This window comes from Sphingosinicella sp., from assembly GCF_052387495.1.
In the GTDB taxonomy this organism is placed as follows: Bacteria; Pseudomonadota; Alphaproteobacteria; order Sphingomonadales; family Sphingomonadaceae; genus Allosphingosinicella.
On record NZ_JBQTJC010000156.1, the window covers coordinates 1 to 14,993 of the forward strand.

Below are 14,993 nucleotides of genomic sequence, written 5' to 3' on the forward strand. Positions count from 1 at the left end.
CGCGATCCCGCTCTACGCCGACCGCCGGATCGAATGAGGTCCGGGCCGCATTTGCGGCCCTGCTTTCTAAGCCTCATCCTGCTCCGGGCTCAGCCGGGGCGCCATTCTTAGATCAGGATAGCCACCATGTTCGGCGGATTTGCCAAATCCATCTTCGGGTCTTCCAACGACCGCTACGTCCGCTCGATCCGCAAGATCGTCGACAAGATCAACGCCTTCGAGCCGACCATCTCGGCGATGACCGACGAGGAGCTGAAGGGGCAGACCGCGATCTTCCGCGGCCGGCTCGACAATGGCGAGACGCTCGACGACATCCTGCCCGAGGCCTTCTCCACCGTCCGCGAGGCGGCGATGCGGACGCTCGGCCAGCGCCATTACGACGTGCAGATGATCGGCGGCGTCGTCCTCCACCGGGGCGAGATCGCGGAGATGCGCACCGGCGAGGGCAAGACCCTGGTCGCGACGCTCGCCGTCTATCTCAATGCGCTCGAGGGCAAGGGCGTCCACGTCGTCACGGTCAACGACTATCTCGCCCGGCGCGACGCGGACTGGATGGGGCAGATTTACCGCTTCCTCGGCATGACCGTCGGCGTGATCATCCCCAACCTCATGGATCACCTGCGGCGCGAGGCCTATCACGCCGACATCACCTACGGCACGAACAACGAGTTCGGCTTCGACTATCTGCGCGACAACATGAAGTACGAGCGCAGTCAGATGGTCCAGCGCCCGTTCAATTTCGGCATCGTCGACGAGGTGGATTCGATCCTGATCGACGAGGCGCGCACGCCGCTGATCATCTCCGGTCCGACCGAGGACAAATCGGACCTCTACATCGCGCTGGACCGGATCGTGAAGGAGATCCCGTCCGACGATTACGAATATGACGAGAAGGACAAGCGCGTCATCCTGACCGAGGACGGCACCGAGCGGATGGAGCGCTTCCTGGAGGCGGAAGGGCTGCTCGTCGGCTCCAACCTCTACGATTTCGAGAATACCCAGGTCGTCCACCATTTGAACCAGGCGCTGAAGGCGAACGTCGCGTTCAAGCGCGACAACCATTACATCGACAAGCGCGACCCCTCCGACAGCAAGGACAAGGTCGTCATCATCGATCCCTTCACCGGGCGGATGATGGACGGCCGCCGCTGGTCGGAAGGGCTCCACCAGGCGGTCGAGGCCAAGGAGGGGGTCGAGATCGAGCCCGAGAACCAGACCCTCGCTTCGATCACCTTCCAGAATTATTTCCGCATGTATCCGAAGCTCTCCGGCATGACCGGTACCGCCGCGACCGAGGCGGCCGAATTCTACGACATCTACAAGATGAACGTGGTCACCATCCCGACCCACATGCCGGTTCGGCGCTCGGACGACGAGGACGAATTCTACAAGAACCAGGCCGACAAGTTCGACGCCATCGCCAAGTCGGTGAAGGAGAAGCAGGAGCTGGGCCAGCCGGTCCTGGTCGGCACCGTCTCGATCGAGAAATCGGAATTGCTCTCGAAGCATTTCAAGGACGCCAAGATCCGGCACGAGGTGCTGAACGCGCGCGAGCATGAGCGCGAGGCGCATATCGTGGCGCAGGCGGGACGGCTCGGCGTCGTCACCATCGCCACCAACATGGCCGGCCGCGGCACCGACATCCAGCTGGGCGGCAATGTCGAGTTCCGCATCAACGACGAGCTCGGCGCCGTCGAGCCGGGGCCGGAGCGCGACAAGAAGGAGGCGAAGATCCGCGACGAGGTCGCGTCGGAAAAGGAGCGGGTGATCGCCGCCGGCGGCCTGTTCGTGCTCGGCACCGAGCGTCACGAGAGCCGCCGCATCGACAACCAGCTGCGCGGCCGTTCGGGCCGGCAGGGCGATCCCGGCCTGTCGCGCTTCTATTTGAGCCTCGACGACGACCTGCTCCGCATCTTCGGCCCGCAGACGATGTTCTCGCGGCTCTTGAACAAGAATCTCGCCGATGGCGAGGCGATCATTTCGCCCTGGATTTCCAAGGCGATCGAGACCGCGCAGAAGAAGGTCGAGGCGCGCAATTACGACATCCGCAAGCAGGTCGTCGAATATGACGACGTGATGAACGACCAGCGCAAGGTGATCTACGAGCAGCGCGCCGACATCATGGACGCGGACACGGTCGGCGACGTCGTCGAGGACATGCGCGCCGAGACGGTCAACGCCCTGGTGGGCGAGGCGATTCCACCCAATTCCTATCCCGAGCAGTGGGACATTCCGCTTTTGAAGGAGCGGATCGAGGCGGTGTTCGCCTTGACCCCGCCGCTCGACGACTGGGTCAAGGAGGAAGCGGTCGAGCCGGAGATGTTCGTCGAGCGGCTCCAGTCTCTCGCCGACGCGCAGATCGCCGAGAAATCCGCCGAAATCCCGCCCGAATCATGGGTGCAGATCGAGAAGCAGATTCTGCTCGGCTCGCTCGACCATCACTGGAAGGAGCATCTTTCGATGCTCGACGCGCTGCGCCAGGTCGTCCACCTGCGCGCCTACGCCCAGAAGAAGCCGATCGACGAATATAAGCACGAAGCCTTCGCGATGTTCGAGCGTATGCTCGGCATCATCCGCGAGGACGTGACCGGAACGCTTGCCCGCGCCCAGTTCCAGATGGGCCCGGCCGAGCTGCCCGAGCTCCCGGACTTCATGACCCACCATATCGACCCCTTCTCGGGCGAGGATAACAGCGCCGACATCGATGCGGGGACGGGAGCGGTGCTGTCGCGGCTGCCACCGTTCCAGATTCCGCAGCCGGACCTGCCGCCGTCGGGCGCGGTCGAGGCGCCGCCGAGCCGCAACGCGCCCTGTCCCTGCGGCTCGGGACGCAAGTACAAGCATTGTCACGGCATGGTGGCCTGAAGGCCGCCCGCCGGGGCGGGCGGCGCTTCGCGGGTCAGGCGAGCTTCAGCCCCTCGCGGTTGATCGCGCGGCTGAGCTCGGCATTCTGTTCCTCGCTGAGCCCGGCGCGCAAGGCGGGGAAGACCTCGTCTTCCTCCATCCGCATATGCTCCTCGAGCATGGCGCGCAGCTCGCGCGCCTTGGCGAGCCAGCCGGGATCGTCCTTGGCCGTGGTCTCGAGCTCGTAGAGATAGGTCTTCACATAGCCGTGCTCGCCGTTGAGCGCATCGGCGTCGTGCGCGGCATTGGCCCGCCGAAGCACCGGATAAAGAACATTCTCCTCCTCAAGCGCATGCTTGCCGAGCGCGTTCTTGATCTTGGTGAGAAGATGGGCGCGCATCCAGGTCTGCTCGTCGCTCGTCGCCCCGAGCTTGTCGAACAGGGCGAGGACGAGCTGATGCTCCGCCGCCAGCGCCTCGGACCAGTCGCCAGCCGAGGCGCCGATGCCCTGGACGACGAACTTGCGGCCGAGATTGGCGGCGATGCCGACCGCGGCGCCCGCCATCGCCGCCGCCGCGATGACCCCGGTCTGCCCGCCCCAGCCGAAGGCCGAGCGGCGTCCGCCGTTGCCGCCGGAGCGGTCGCCGGTCCTTGTATCGTTAGAGGATTTGGAACGCGTTCTGGTCGCCATGTCAGCCTCCTTATGGTTTGAGGCTGCAACCGATTTTCACCCCTGCCGGTTCCGCCGGAGCGCGCCAAGCCGTTCTTTTGGCATGGCTATTCCGCGCGCCCGTAGCGATTGCGCGGGCGGAGCAAGTCTATTGTGGAAAAGGAGTGGCTCCCCGGGACGGATTCGAACCATCGACCAACCGGTTAACAGCCGGTTGCTCTACCGCTGAGCTACCGGGGAGCGGCTCTCGCGAGCGAGGCGCGGATATAGCAAGGCATCGCGGGGATGCAACCCGTGGCCGCTCCAAAAGTCAGACCTGGAACTGCTCCATCGCGATGCGCTCGTCGAGGGCGTGCTCGGGGTCGAAGAGCAGGGTCAGCGCCTCGTGCCGGTCGACGCAGACCTCGACCGTGGCGACGTCGCGGACCTCGATCTGGTCTGCCACCGCCGAGACCGGCCGCTTGACCGGATCGAGCACCCGAAAGGAAATCCTGAGCTCGTCCGGGATCAGCGCCCCGCGCCAGCGCCGCGGCCGGAACGGGCTGATCGGGGTCAAAGCGACCAGCCGCGAAGAGAGCGGCAGGATCGGTCCCTGGGCGGAAAGATTGTAGGCGGTCGAGCCGGCGGGCGTTGCCACGAGTACGCCGTCGCAGATCAGCTCCGGCAGCACCACCCGTCCGTTCACCGAAACCTCGATCCAAGCCGTCTGCCGTGTTTCTCTCAGCAGCGAGACTTCGTTGATCGCATTGTACCGGAAGACCTCGCCGCTCACCGCCGTCGCCTTCATCTCGAGCGGCGCGACCGAGAAGGCGCGGGCCCGCTCGAGCCGTTCGTCCAGCGCCTCGATCCGCCACTCGTTCATCAAAAAGCCGACCGTGCCCCGGTTCATCCCGAACACCGGGCAGACCCGGCCGCGGGCGAGCATCTCGTGCAAGGTCTGCAGCATGAAGCCGTCGCCCCCGAGTGCGACGATCAGCTCGGCTTCCTCCATCGCCACGAACGTGTAGCGGCGGCGCAGCATCGTCTCGGCGGCCTGCGCCGCCTCGGCGGGCGAGGCGAGCAGCGCCATCGGCCGGTGTTCGATCTCCGCCATCGCCCCCTTGCTAGAGGGCGCGCCGTTGCCCCGTCAACGTCCCAAGCCGGGATGGGGCGCGCGGGAGCGATTGGCGGGGGCGCGACGGACGGCTAGACCCGGGCCATGGGGGCGCCGCTGTTCATCCTGTCTTTCCGCCATCGCGACGAGCTGACCCGGCTTGCCGAGAGCGGCGGCTGGCAGGCGATCGCGGCGCGGCGGGCGGAGAATGTCGAGGCGCGCTTCATCGCCAGCGGCGCGGCGGTGGCGGTGGTCGACGCGCGCGGCGCGCTGGGCGAGGGCGAGGACGCGGTACGCGCGGTGGCGGACGCGGCCGAGGCGAATGCGGCGGCCCTGCTGGTGCTGCTCTCCAAGGGCGACGGCGCGGCGCTGGAGCGCTTCCACGAGCTCGGCGCGACGCACTTCCTGGTCAGTCCGATCGCCGAGGGCGAATTCCTTCACGCGCTCGCCTTCGCCGCGCGCCATGCCGAGCGGGTCGGCGGCGCCCGGCCGCGCCGGGCGGGCGAGGGCGCGGCAGAAAGCGGCGGGGAGCGGGCCGGCGGCGAGACCTGGCGCTGGCGGCCGGGCTCGACGACGGTCGAATTGAGCCCGGCGCTGGCGCGCAAGGCCGGGCTGGGCGAGGAAGAGGGGCGACGGATCGGGCTGATGGACTTGCTGCGCAAGCTCGATCCCGCGGGGCGGCGGGCGGCGCGGGCGGCGATCGACCGGGTGCTCGCGACCGGCGAGGCGACCGCCTTCGCGCACGAGGATGGGGCGGTGGCGGGCGCGCGCATCGCCCACCATGTCCGGGTCCGCGAAGGCGAGGTGGTCGGCCGGGCAGAGGCGATCGGGGCGCAAGGCGGGCCGGGGGCGAGCCGCGACCCGCTGACCGGGCTCGGCGACGGCCGGGCGGCGCGCGCCTGGCTGACCGAACAGCTCGGGCGCGAGCCCTCGCCCGGGCCGGTGGTGGCGCTATTGCTCTCGGTCAACCGCTACGACGCGATCAACGCCGCCTTCGGCCGGCGCACCGGCGACACCGTGCTGCAGGCGGTGGCGCGGCGGATCGAGCGGCTGGCCGGGGAGGGCGAGCCGGGGCGCTGCGCAGCACGCCTCGCCGGGGCCGAGTTCGCGCTGCTGCTGGCGTCGCCCGCCACGCTGGACGACGGCAGGGTCATCGCCGGGGCCCTGATCGAGGCGATCGGGCGGCCCTTCATGTCGGGCGACCATGTCATCCCGTTGGGCAGCCGCGCCGGGGTCGCGGTCTCGCAGCCGGGCGACGACGCGGCCACTCTGCTGCGCCGCGCCAGCGCCGCTTTGGCCGAGGCGAAGGGCGGGGACAGCGCCCCGGTCCATGTCCTCGACGAGGGCGCCGAGACGCGCACCGCCCATGCCGGGCGGCTCGAGGTCGACTTGCGGCGCGCGCTCGACCGCGACGAGATCGAGATATTGTTCCAGCCGCAGGTGGCGGTGACCGGCGGCGCGATCGTCGGGGTGGAGGCGCTGGCGCGCTGGCGCCACCCGCAGCATGGCGAGCTGGGCGCGGCGACCCTGTTCAGCGTCGCCGAGCGCTCCGACTATCTCGCCCAGCTCTCCGAGCATGTGCAGCGGAAGGCGATCGCGGCGGCGGCGGCCTGGCCGGCGGCGATGAGTCGGCTGCGGCTTTCGGTGAACATCACCGCCGCCGACATCGTCCGCCCGGGCTTCGCCGCGCAATTCCTGGAGATGGTCGGGTCAAGCGGCTTCGAGCCGGGGCGGCTGACCGTCGAGGTCACCGAGAGCGGGCTGATCGAGGACCTCTCCGGCGCCGCCGCCTTGCTCGCCGAGCTGCGCGGCGGCGGCCTGCGCGCCGCGATCGACGATTTCGGCACCGGCTATTCGAGCCTCGCTTATCTGAAGGCGCTGCCCCTCGACTATCTCAAGATCGACCGTAAATTGAGCCAGGACATCGCCGGCTCGATACGCGACCGGATCGTGGTCCGCGGCGTCATCGAAATGGCGCGCTCGCTGGGCCTCGACGTGATCGCCGAGGGGGTGGAGACGGAGGAGCAATTGGGCCTGCTCGCCGAGGCGGGATGCACGCTCTACCAGGGGTTTCTTTGTTCGCCCCCGGTGGGGGTGGAGGCATTGGCTGAATTGGCGGGCTGAGCCGGGCCGCCGCTAGAGCTGCCGGATCCGCGGCTCGGCGCGTTGCGGCTTCTCGAACAGCTCGGTCATCGCCCCGACCATCGCATCCACCCGGTCCGGCGAGCCCGGGCCCTGGTATCCCGTCCAGGTCAGCGCGCACATCTGGTCCTCATTGCGAGCGCAGCGAAGCAATCCAGGTCGGTGCTGCTGGATTGCCGCGGCGCTTCGCGCCTCGCAATGACGGTGAAACGCAACCCCTTCGCGTCTTCGCGTCTTGGCGTGAACCCCATTCTTCTTCTCCCCCTTCGGCAGGAGGCGGCTCCGCCATCGGCTCCGCGCTCATCCCGTGCCGCGCCCCCAGCGCGCGCAATTTCCTGTCGAGCGATCGGATCGCCGCCTCGAAGCTGGCGCGCTTCTCGCCGCCCCGGCCCACCTCGCGCACTCCGCGCGGATTGAATTCCATCCGGACGCGGCGAAGGAGCTCAGGAAGCTCGGCCACCCCGCCGCGGCCCGCATCGTCAAGACCCTCGAAACCCGCATCGCCACCCTCGACGACCCGCGCATCCTCGGCGCGCCGCTGCAAGGCGAGCATGACGGCTACTAGCGCTGGCGCATCGGCGACTATCGCGTGGTGGCGCGGATCGAGGACGAGCGGATCACGATTCTGGTCGTGCGCGTGGCGCATCGGTGGGAGGTGTGTCGGCGAGGGACGACCCAAGTCTAGCGGGGCGAGCGCTATTCGTGGGAATCGGGGTCGATCTCCAATTCTACAGCCTCGGCGGCGGAGGCGATTGCGACCACCGCCCTTTGAACGGCTGTAAGATACTCCACCACGTCGTCACTGGCTATGAAGAGTCTTTGCCCGACGGGAATTTTGTCACCTGTCCGATGCAAGTACTCTTCATCCACCATGCCGCGCTTGTGGACGAAGAGACGTCCGCCGCGTCACTAACGAGTGAAGTCCACGCTTGAGACCCATTTTCAAATTTCGTCAATGGTTCCAGTAAGTTCTGAGGTTCACAGATGACAAAGGCCGCGCCCACGCGTCCGTACATTTCTCGCTCGGCGGATCGTACCTTCTCGGTCATCAAACCGACTATGCCCGATAATGTGTTGCGCTTCGACTCCGTGGCCGAGTCGTGGATCGGACGACGCCCTGCTCCGGAGCCTGCACTCACCCCTTGAACCCCAACCGTCTTATCCCCATAATACACCTCATCGGTAGAAGGATGAGGCCATGTTGGACAATCCAGTCGCAAAACGGACCGCGATCGCGGCGGGGATCGGGGCACTGATCGCGATTCCCGTGCCCTTCGTCGGCCCGGTCATCGGCGCCCTCGTCGGCGCCGGCTACGGCTACATGACCGCCAAGGGACGGTGAGGCGCCGCTGACGGCCGGCCCCGTCCGGGCGCGCCGAAGTCGCGTGCCAAGCCCCGCGGCGCGGCGGAGGACGGGCGCGAACGATTTCGGGGGTGGAACAATGGCTCGTCGCGCGCTTTCGGTCCTCATGCTGACCGGCTTCCTCGCCGCCTGCGGGGGCGAGGCGACGCAGATCGCCGGCAACGCCGCCGCGGTATCCGGCAACGAGGCGACGGCCAACGAAGCCGCGCCGGCGCCGGAGGGCAATGCCGCGCAGGGGAGCGGGCCGCTTTCCGTCTATGTCGGCCATCCGACCAACACGCCGGTCGACGGCGTGATCTTCACCGATCATCCGCTGGTGCGCCGGGCGGTCGAGGCGGCCGTTTCCGACGCCGCGGTGCGCGGCCGGGTGCTGAGCGAGGGGACGGCGGCGCCGATCGCGCTGCGCGACGGGCGGCTGGTGGCGCATGCCTGCGAGCCGCACAATTGCGGGCCGCACAACTGGACGATCCTGATCGATCCGGCCGGCACGAGCGCCGAAATCTGCTACGCGGTCGATTCGATCGGCGAGCGCGCCACCTGGTACGCTGCCGGCCGCGTCGCCGAGGAGCGGCCGGGGGCCTGTCCGTCGAGCTAGCGTTTCGGGGGCGACCTGTCTTTCCCCGCTCCTGTGGCAGCCATTCGCGTCGATCCGCACGCCTTCGACATTGCCGTTGAGGCGCCTGTGCGATCAATTCCGGGAGGTGCCGGATCAGGCTTGGGACCGCCGCAATTGCCGAATGTCCGGAAACGACCCTGATCGGCCGTTGGGTTATGACCGGAGCGCCGAAGTGGCGTGCAGCGCTGAATTCAACCTCGATGGGCTCGCGAAATGCTAGGCGGGGCCGGAGGGTCCGATTTGAACGGGCTCGGCTGCCTCGTCGCCGAAAAACTCAGCTATGTTCGCTGCCTCGATCCGGTCCCCATCGGCAGTTTCGATATGCAGCTTGCGACGACCTTCGACCGACATCATCTCGGCATAGTCGAAGCATCTCTTCAGGGTGTCGCTGACGAGTTCGCGATATTGGGGTGAGCCATCCGCTTCGGGCGGCAGATCCTCCAGCAGCGTGGCTCCTATGGCCCAGCCGTAAGTCTTGGACATGCGCTGACCCTTTCTCATCCCGCCCGGGCCGTAAGCATACGGATCCACAACCGACGTTCGGTTCTATCGTTCCTGCCGCTTTCGGCGGCTTTCGACCCAGAGCGGACATTCGGGCCGTAATTGCCGGGCGGCAGGTTGGCCTATATTATGTCGGAGATGACCGAAAAATCGGAGGAACAGAAGGCCGCCGAAGGCAAGGTCGAGGAGCTTCGCCAAGAGGGCGGTCCGTTCGTCGTCGCGGCCGAAGACACCCGAATGCCGATGGTGTTCATGGACGCGAGGGAACCGGGCAATCCGATCATTTTCGCCAACGACAGCTTCCTCTCGCTGACCGGGTATCGCCGCGACGAGGTGCTCGGCCACAGCTTCAACTTCCTGATGGCGCAGGGTACCGATCCCAAGGCGCTGGCGCTTGTCGAAGCCGCATTCGAGGTTAGCGACGACCACAGTTCGGAGGTGCGCTATCGCCGCAAGGACGGGAGCGAGTTCTGGGCGGCTCTCTTCATCAGCCCGGTTCGGGACGAGAGCGGCGATATCGTCCAGAATTTCGCGTCGTTCATCGATCTCACCCGGCACAAGGAGGAGCAGGCCCAGTCCCGGATGCTCATCGACGAGCTGAACCATCGCGTGAAGAACACGCTTACAACGGTCCAGTCGATCGTCGCGCAGGCGCTTCGAAACGCATCCGATCCCGAGGAGATCCGGGAATCCATCGAGTCCCGGCTGTTCGCGCTCTCGCGGTCGCACGACCTTCTGACCCGCGAGAATTGGGAAAGCGCCGGGTTGCACGATGTGGTTAACGCAGCCCTGGAGCCGTTCGGGGTCGCGAACGGCCGGTCGGAGCGCTTCAAGGTCACGGGCGAGAATGTCCGTTTCCCGCCCAAAGCCGCTTTGGCCCTCGGCATCGCGTTCCACGAGCTCGCGACCAACGCGGTGAAGTACGGCGCCTTTTCAGGCGAGACCGGATGCGTGCGGATCGCGTGGACGATCGAGCCGGCGCCGGAAGGCGATCGGCTGATCCTGCGCTGGAGCGAGGAAAACGGCCCGCCGGTCGCGCCGCCGACCAAAAAGGGGTTCGGATCGCGGGTGATCGAACGCGGCCTCGCCTTGGAAATGGGCGGCACCACCCGGCTCGACTATCGCCCGGACGGCGTGATCTGCACCATCGACATTCCCGCACCCCACGGTGCCCGTAATGGATAATCTGCTTTCGGGTCGCCGCGTCCTCGTCGTGGAGGATGAGATGCTGGTCCTCCTCAACATCGAAGACATGCTGGCCGACCTCGGATGCACATCCGTGAGCGCCGCCGCCACGGTCGATCAGGCCCTTGCCCTCATCGAAGCGCAAGGCTTCGACGCCGCCATGGTGGATGTGAATCTCGACCGCGGCAAGAGCTACGCTGTGGCCGACGCCCTCGCGGCGCGCGGCGTGCCGTTCCTATTCTCCACGGGCTATAGCGGCCAAAGCCTGAAGGACGGCTACCGGGACCGGCCCGTGTTGGGGAAGCCTTATCGAAACGCGGAACTGGCGGAAGCGCTCGTGCGCCTTCTGCGGCTCCCCGGGGTCCGGACTTGACCCGGTCTCCACCTTCTTAAGGCCTCGACCGCCAACCCTCAGGCCGTCTGGCGCCTCATGCCGTCTCCGACGCTCCCCCATCCCCCGCCGGCGGCAAGGCAGGCGCCGCCCGCACCAGCAGGCAATTGCCTTGCGCCCCGGTCACGGTCACGCGGCCGCCGGCGGGCGTGTCGGGGCCGCGGGCGGGCCAGACGCTGTCGCCGACCTTCACCCGGCCCTCGCCATGCTCGATCGCGGTCACCACCGTCACCGTCTCGCCGATCAGCCGGGCGGTGCGGTCGTTGAGCTTGGGGTCCTCGCTCGCCACCGGGTTGCGCTCGTAATGGCGGCGGCCGCGATAGACGGCGGCGAGCGCGAGCAGCCCGAACAGAGCGAGCTGGAAGGGCAGGGGGATCGGCAGCAGGGCGACCGTGATGCCGGTGATCGCGGCGGCGGCGGCGAGCCAGATCAGGAAGATGCCCGGCGCGACGATCTCGAAAATGCCGAGCAGGGCCGCGAGCAGCAGCCAGTACCAATGCGCGCCGAGGCCGCTCAGGAAATCCATCTACTGGCCTCCCTCGAAGGGGCCGCGGCGCGGGGCGGGGGCGGAGGCATCCGTGGCGCGGCCGAGCGCGTCGCGGGCGAGCTCGCCGATCCCGCCCAGCGTGCCGATCAGCTGGGTCGCCTCGACCGGGAAGAGGATGGTCTTCGAGTTCGGGCTGTTGGCGAACTGGCCGATCGCCTCGACATATTTCTGGGCGATGAAATAGTTGATCGCCTGGGTGTTGCCGCCGACGATCGCGTCGGAGACGACCTGGGTCGCCTTGGCCTCCGCCTCGGCGGCGCGCTCGCGCGCCTCGGCGTCGCGGAAGGCGGCTTCGCGGCGGCCCTCGGCCTCGAGGATCTGGCTCTGCTTCTGACCCTCCGCCTTGAGGATCGCGGAGGCGCGGCTGCCCTCGGCCTCGAGGATGTTGGCGCGCTTCTCGCGCTCGGCCTTCATCTGGCGGCCCATCGCGTTGACGATGTCGGCTGGGGGACGGATGTCCTTGATCTCGACCCGGGTGATCTTGACCCCCCAGGCCTCGGTCGCCTGGTCGACCACGACGAGCAGGCGCGAGTTGATCTCGTCGCGCTTGGACAGGGTCTCGTCGAGGTCCATCGAGCCCATCACGGTGCGCAAATTGGTCGTCGTCAGCTGCATGATCGCGAGATAGAGGTCGCTCACTTCATAGGCGGCCTTGGCGGCATCCAGCACCTGGAAGAAGACAACACCGTCGGTCTGCACCATGGCGTTGTCCTTGGTGATGATCTCCTGGCCCGGGATGTCGAGGACCTGCTCCATCATGTTCACCTTGCGGCCGACCCGGTAGAAGATCGCCGGGTAGAAATTGAGGCCGGGGGCGGCGACCGAGGTGAAGCGGCCGAAATGCTCGATCGTGTAGCGATAGCCTTGGCGGACGATCTTCACGCTGGCGAACAGCCAGAGCAGGACGAAGACCAAGAGAACGAGGATGACGAGTTCCATTGCATTCCTCCCAGCGCGATCTCTCGATATCATGTAGGGAAAGGCGAGTGCATCCAAGCAGAATCGGACGATCCGAGATGAGCCAGACCGATCTCAGCCTCTGCCGGTCCTTGCTCTTCCTTCCAGCCTCGAACGAGCGGGCGGTGGCGAAGGTGCGGACCCTGGACGCGGACCTGATCGTGCTCGACCTCGAAGACGCGGTGCGCGGCGAGGACAAGGCGGCGGCGCGCGCGGCGGCGGAGGCGGCCTGCGCGGAGGGCTTCGGAGGCAAACCGACCGCGATCCGGGTGAACCCGGTTGATTCGGCGCATTTCGGCGACGATGTGGTCGCGGTCCGCCGCTGCGCCTGCGACTATGTCGTGCTCGCCAAGGCGGAGACGCCGAAGCAGGTCCACGACGCCGGCTGGCTGATCGGCAAGCCCGTGCTGGCGATGATCGAAACGCCGCGCGCGGTGATCGACGCCGCAGCGATCGCGCCGGTCAGCCGCGGGCTCATCGCGGGCGTCAACGACCTCTCCGCCTCGCTCGGTATTCCGCCGGGGTCGGGGAGGGGCGGCTTGAGCTATGCATTGCAGCGGATCGTGCTTGCCGCCCGCGCCGGCGGGGTCGCGGCGTTCGACGGTGTCTACAATAAGTTGGAAGCGGATGAAGACTTGGCGGCCGAATGCGCGGAAGGGCGCGCCTTCGGTTTCGACGGCAAGTCGGTGATCCACCCCAGCCAGATCGAGACGGTCAATCGCGTCTTCTCACCCAGCGGCGCCGAGCTCGACGAGGCCCGGCGGCTGATCGAGGCGGCGAGCGGCGGTGCCGAGCGGCACGAGGGGCGGATGATCGAAGCGCTGCACGTCGACCAGGCCCGCGCGCTGGTCGCCAAGGCGCGCCGCTAGCGCTCCCGCGAATCGCTTGCCAGCTTGGGGTCTGCTCCTTAAGCAGCCGCATGTTCCAACGCCTGCTCCGCGCCGCCGCGCCGCTTTCGCTTTTCCTTGCCGCCACTGCAGCCACGGCCCAGAGCGCCGACGCGCCGATCACGCCCGCCGACATGATGCGCCACATCGAGCGGCTCGCCAGCGACGGCTTCCAGGGCCGCGCCCCGGGCACCGAGGGCGAGCGGCTCACGACCGCCTATATCGTCGAGCAGATGCAGGCCCGCGGGGTCGAGCCGGCGGGCGAGGGCGGCAGCTGGTTCCAGCCGGTCGCGGTCGCCGAGCGCCAGCTGGGGGCGAGCACCACGCGCTGGCTCGCGCGCGGCAATTCGGTCGAGGTCGCCGCCAACGAGCTCGTCCTGATGGGCCGCGACTCGAGCGAGCGGATCGCCGACGCGCCGGTCATCTTTGGAGGCCATGGCGTGCGCCTGCCCGAGCGCGGCATCGACCAGCTCGCCGGTTCGGACGTGCGCGGCGCAGTCGTCCTGATCCTGGCCCAAGGCCCGCGGATCGAAGGCTTCCCCTCGCTCGCCGAGCGGACCCGGACGCTGGCGGAAGCCGGCGCCGCGGCGGTGATCGCGGTGGTCGGCGCCGACATTCCCTGGCCGGCGGTCGCGGCGACCTTCGCGCGCGGCACGACGCGGCTCGATTCGACGCCGCTGCCGCAGGTCGTCGGCGCGATCCCGATCGGCGCGGCGCAGCGGCTGGTCGAAGCGGCGGGCGGCGACATGACGCAGCTGCTGAACGACCAGCCCGGCTCCTCCTTCCGCGCCGTCGCCTTGCCGATCCGCGCTTCGCTGGACGTGAACACAGGCGTGCGCCGCTACCGCACCAACAACGTGGTCGGGCGGCTGCGCGGCAGCGGCAGCACCAATGAAAGCCTGCTCTATCTCGCCCACTGGGACCATTTCGGCACCTGCCGGCCCGCGGGCGAGGCCGACCGGATCTGCAACGGCGCGGTCGACAATGCGAGCGGCATCGCGATGATGCTCGAAGTGGCCGGCCGCCTTTCGCGCCAGCCCCGGCCGCCGCGCGACATCCTCTTCCTCGCCACCACGGCGGAGGAAGTCGGGCTGCTCGGCGCCGAATATTTCGCGCACCATCCGGTCGTGCCGGCGCAATCGATCGTCGCCGCGATCAACATGGACACGGTCGCGATCCATCCGGCGGGCGAGCCGGTCGCAGTGATCGGGCGCGGCACGCCCGCGCTCGACCGGGTGATCGACGAGACGGTGCGATCAATGAACCGCACTCTCGACGCGGACGATGAGGCGGAGGCCTTCGTCCCGCGCCAGGACGGCTACAAGCTGGCCCAGGTCGGCATCCCGACGGTGATGGTCGGCGGCTCCTTTTCGAACATGCAATATCTGAACGCATTTCTCGGCGGGAATTATCACGGGCCGGCGGATCAGCCGGGCGGCGCCATCCCGCTCTACGGCGCGGCGGAGGACGCGAACCTGATGGTGGCGCTCGGCCGCCGCCTCGCCGATCCCGCGGTGTACCAGCGGCCGGCGGCGGCGAGCGGGGAATAGCCATGGAAATTCCCCTCGGCCTCACCTTCGACGACGTCCTGCTCCGCCCCGCCGCCTCCTCGGTCCTGCCCAGCCAGGCGGACACCAAGACCCGGGTGACCCGCGAGATCGCGCTCAACATCCCGATCCTCTCCTCGGCGATGGACACGGTCACCGAGGCCGACATGGCGATCGTGATGGCGCAGCTGGGCGGGATCGGCGTGCTCCACCGCAACATGGAGGTCGAGGAGCAGGCCGCGGCCGTCCG

The 14,993-nt window shown here is 67.9% G+C and carries 15 protein-coding genes, 1 tRNA gene and 1 pseudogene; 10 read left to right on the forward strand and 7 right to left on the reverse strand.

The features are described 5' to 3' along the window. Positions 1-126: 126 nt before the first annotated feature. Positions 127-2,865, forward strand: a complete 2,739-nt coding sequence (gene secA, locus ACT4N8_RS08815) for a preprotein translocase subunit SecA (RefSeq protein WP_444857762.1) — start codon at positions 127-129, stop codon at positions 2,863-2,865. Between the two features lie 34 nt (positions 2,866-2,899). Here secA and ACT4N8_RS08820 read toward each other — a convergent pair whose 3' ends face one another. The 3 genes from ACT4N8_RS08820 to ACT4N8_RS08830 all read right to left on the reverse strand — a co-directional run bounded on the left by ACT4N8_RS08820 (position 2,900) and on the right by ACT4N8_RS08830 (position 4,607). Beyond that, complete coding sequence (locus ACT4N8_RS08820; RefSeq protein WP_444857763.1) at positions 2,900-3,535, reverse strand: hemerythrin domain-containing protein; 636 nt, start codon at positions 3,533-3,535, stop codon at positions 2,900-2,902. A 144-nt stretch (positions 3,536-3,679) separates the two neighbouring features. Continuing rightward, positions 3,680-3,754, reverse strand: a tRNA-Asn gene (locus ACT4N8_RS08825). A 70-nt stretch (positions 3,755-3,824) separates the two neighbouring features. Next, positions 3,825-4,607: an NAD kinase gene (locus ACT4N8_RS08830; RefSeq protein ID WP_444857764.1), complete on the reverse strand. Its 783-nt coding sequence runs from the start codon at positions 4,605-4,607 to the stop codon at positions 3,825-3,827. A 105-nt stretch (positions 4,608-4,712) separates the two neighbouring features. On the opposite strand from ACT4N8_RS08830, the gene ACT4N8_RS08835 reads away from it, so the two are divergent. Further along, the gene (locus ACT4N8_RS08835) at positions 4,713-6,731 is read left to right on the forward strand and encodes a putative bifunctional diguanylate cyclase/phosphodiesterase (RefSeq protein WP_444857765.1); all 2,019 of its coding nucleotides are present in this window, start codon (positions 4,713-4,715) and stop codon (positions 6,729-6,731) included. A gap of 12 nt (positions 6,732-6,743) precedes the next feature. Here the strand turns inward: ACT4N8_RS08835 and ACT4N8_RS08840 are convergent, their stop codons facing one another. Continuing rightward, positions 6,744-6,872 (reverse strand): hypothetical protein, encoded by a 129-nt coding sequence (locus ACT4N8_RS08840; protein ID WP_444857766.1) that lies wholly within the window; start codon positions 6,870-6,872, stop codon positions 6,744-6,746. A 184-nt stretch (positions 6,873-7,056) separates the two neighbouring features. On the opposite strand from ACT4N8_RS08840, the pseudogene ACT4N8_RS08845 reads away from it, so the two are divergent. From ACT4N8_RS08845 to ACT4N8_RS08855, 3 genes and pseudogenes are all read left to right on the forward strand, one after another. Next, positions 7,057-7,434: pseudogene (locus tag ACT4N8_RS08845) on the forward strand (type II toxin-antitoxin system RelE family toxin). A 513-nt stretch (positions 7,435-7,947) separates the two neighbouring features. Further along, positions 7,948-8,091: a hypothetical protein gene (locus tag ACT4N8_RS08850; protein ID WP_444857767.1), complete on the forward strand. Its 144-nt coding sequence runs from the start codon at positions 7,948-7,950 to the stop codon at positions 8,089-8,091. Between the two features lie 100 nt (positions 8,092-8,191). After that, entirely contained in the window at positions 8,192-8,707 is a 516-nt protein-coding gene (locus tag ACT4N8_RS08855; RefSeq protein WP_444857768.1) for a hypothetical protein, read from the forward strand. Positions 8,708-8,944: 237 nt separating this feature from the next. Here ACT4N8_RS08855 and ACT4N8_RS08860 read toward each other — a convergent pair whose 3' ends face one another. Then, positions 8,945-9,211: a hypothetical protein gene (locus tag ACT4N8_RS08860; protein ID WP_444857769.1), complete on the reverse strand. Its 267-nt coding sequence runs from the start codon at positions 9,209-9,211 to the stop codon at positions 8,945-8,947. A gap of 156 nt (positions 9,212-9,367) precedes the next feature. Between ACT4N8_RS08860 and ACT4N8_RS08865 the strand changes: the two genes are divergently transcribed. Both ACT4N8_RS08865 and ACT4N8_RS08870 read left to right on the forward strand, forming a co-directional pair. Next, complete coding sequence (locus ACT4N8_RS08865) at positions 9,368-10,414, forward strand: HWE histidine kinase domain-containing protein (RefSeq protein WP_444857770.1); 1,047 nt, start codon at positions 9,368-9,370, stop codon at positions 10,412-10,414. Next, on the forward strand, positions 10,407-10,787 hold the full coding sequence (locus ACT4N8_RS08870) for a response regulator (protein WP_444857771.1): 381 nt from the start codon (positions 10,407-10,409) through the stop codon (positions 10,785-10,787). Before ACT4N8_RS08865 ends, ACT4N8_RS08870 begins: the two co-directional genes overlap by 8 nt. A gap of 55 nt (positions 10,788-10,842) precedes the next feature. Here the strand turns inward: ACT4N8_RS08870 and ACT4N8_RS08875 are convergent, their stop codons facing one another. Beyond that, complete coding sequence (locus ACT4N8_RS08875; RefSeq protein ID WP_444857772.1) at positions 10,843-11,331, reverse strand: NfeD family protein; 489 nt, start codon at positions 11,329-11,331, stop codon at positions 10,843-10,845. Further along, a complete protein-coding gene (locus ACT4N8_RS08880; RefSeq protein WP_444857773.1) occupies positions 11,332-12,291 on the reverse strand; it encodes an SPFH domain-containing protein in 960 nt (319 codons plus the stop codon). It lies immediately after the preceding gene. Between the two features lie 77 nt (positions 12,292-12,368). Between ACT4N8_RS08880 and ACT4N8_RS08885 the strand changes: the two genes are divergently transcribed. The 3 genes from ACT4N8_RS08885 to ACT4N8_RS08895 form a co-directional block, all read left to right on the forward strand. Further along, a complete protein-coding gene (locus ACT4N8_RS08885; RefSeq protein WP_444857774.1) occupies positions 12,369-13,178 on the forward strand; it encodes an HpcH/HpaI aldolase/citrate lyase family protein in 810 nt (269 codons plus the stop codon). 50 nt (positions 13,179-13,228) lie between these two features. Continuing rightward, complete coding sequence (locus ACT4N8_RS08890; protein ID WP_444857775.1) at positions 13,229-14,746, forward strand: M20/M25/M40 family metallo-hydrolase; 1,518 nt, start codon at positions 13,229-13,231, stop codon at positions 14,744-14,746. Between the two features lie 2 nt (positions 14,747-14,748). Continuing rightward, positions 14,749-14,993: IMP dehydrogenase (locus ACT4N8_RS08895; protein ID WP_444857776.1), on the forward strand; the 245-nt coding region annotated here is incomplete at its 3' end.

Coding starts and splice junctions, on each gene's coding strand:
- secA (WP_444857762.1), top strand. CDS start 127: ATGTTCGGCGGATTTGCCAAATCCATCTTCGGGTCTTCCAACGACCGC.
- ACT4N8_RS08820 (WP_444857763.1), bottom strand. CDS start 3,535: ATGGCGACCAGAACGCGTTCCAAATCCTCTAACGATACAAGGACCGGC.
- ACT4N8_RS08830 (WP_444857764.1), bottom strand. CDS start 4,607: ATGGCGGAGATCGAACACCGGCCGATGGCGCTGCTCGCCTCGCCCGCC.
- ACT4N8_RS08835 (WP_444857765.1), top strand. CDS start 4,713: ATGGGGGCGCCGCTGTTCATCCTGTCTTTCCGCCATCGCGACGAGCTG.
- ACT4N8_RS08840 (WP_444857766.1), bottom strand. CDS start 6,872: ATGTGCGCGCTGACCTGGACGGGATACCAGGGCCCGGGCTCGCCGGAC.
- ACT4N8_RS08850 (WP_444857767.1), top strand. CDS start 7,948: ATGTTGGACAATCCAGTCGCAAAACGGACCGCGATCGCGGCGGGGATC.
- ACT4N8_RS08855 (WP_444857768.1), top strand. CDS start 8,192: ATGGCTCGTCGCGCGCTTTCGGTCCTCATGCTGACCGGCTTCCTCGCC.
- ACT4N8_RS08860 (WP_444857769.1), bottom strand. CDS start 9,211: ATGTCCAAGACTTACGGCTGGGCCATAGGAGCCACGCTGCTGGAGGAT.
- ACT4N8_RS08865 (WP_444857770.1), top strand. CDS start 9,368: ATGACCGAAAAATCGGAGGAACAGAAGGCCGCCGAAGGCAAGGTCGAG.
- ACT4N8_RS08870 (WP_444857771.1), top strand. CDS start 10,407: ATGGATAATCTGCTTTCGGGTCGCCGCGTCCTCGTCGTGGAGGATGAG.
- ACT4N8_RS08875 (WP_444857772.1), bottom strand. CDS start 11,331: ATGGATTTCCTGAGCGGCCTCGGCGCGCATTGGTACTGGCTGCTGCTC.
- ACT4N8_RS08880 (WP_444857773.1), bottom strand. CDS start 12,291: ATGGAACTCGTCATCCTCGTTCTCTTGGTCTTCGTCCTGCTCTGGCTG.
- ACT4N8_RS08885 (WP_444857774.1), top strand. CDS start 12,369: ATGAGCCAGACCGATCTCAGCCTCTGCCGGTCCTTGCTCTTCCTTCCA.
- ACT4N8_RS08890 (WP_444857775.1), top strand. CDS start 13,229: ATGTTCCAACGCCTGCTCCGCGCCGCCGCGCCGCTTTCGCTTTTCCTT.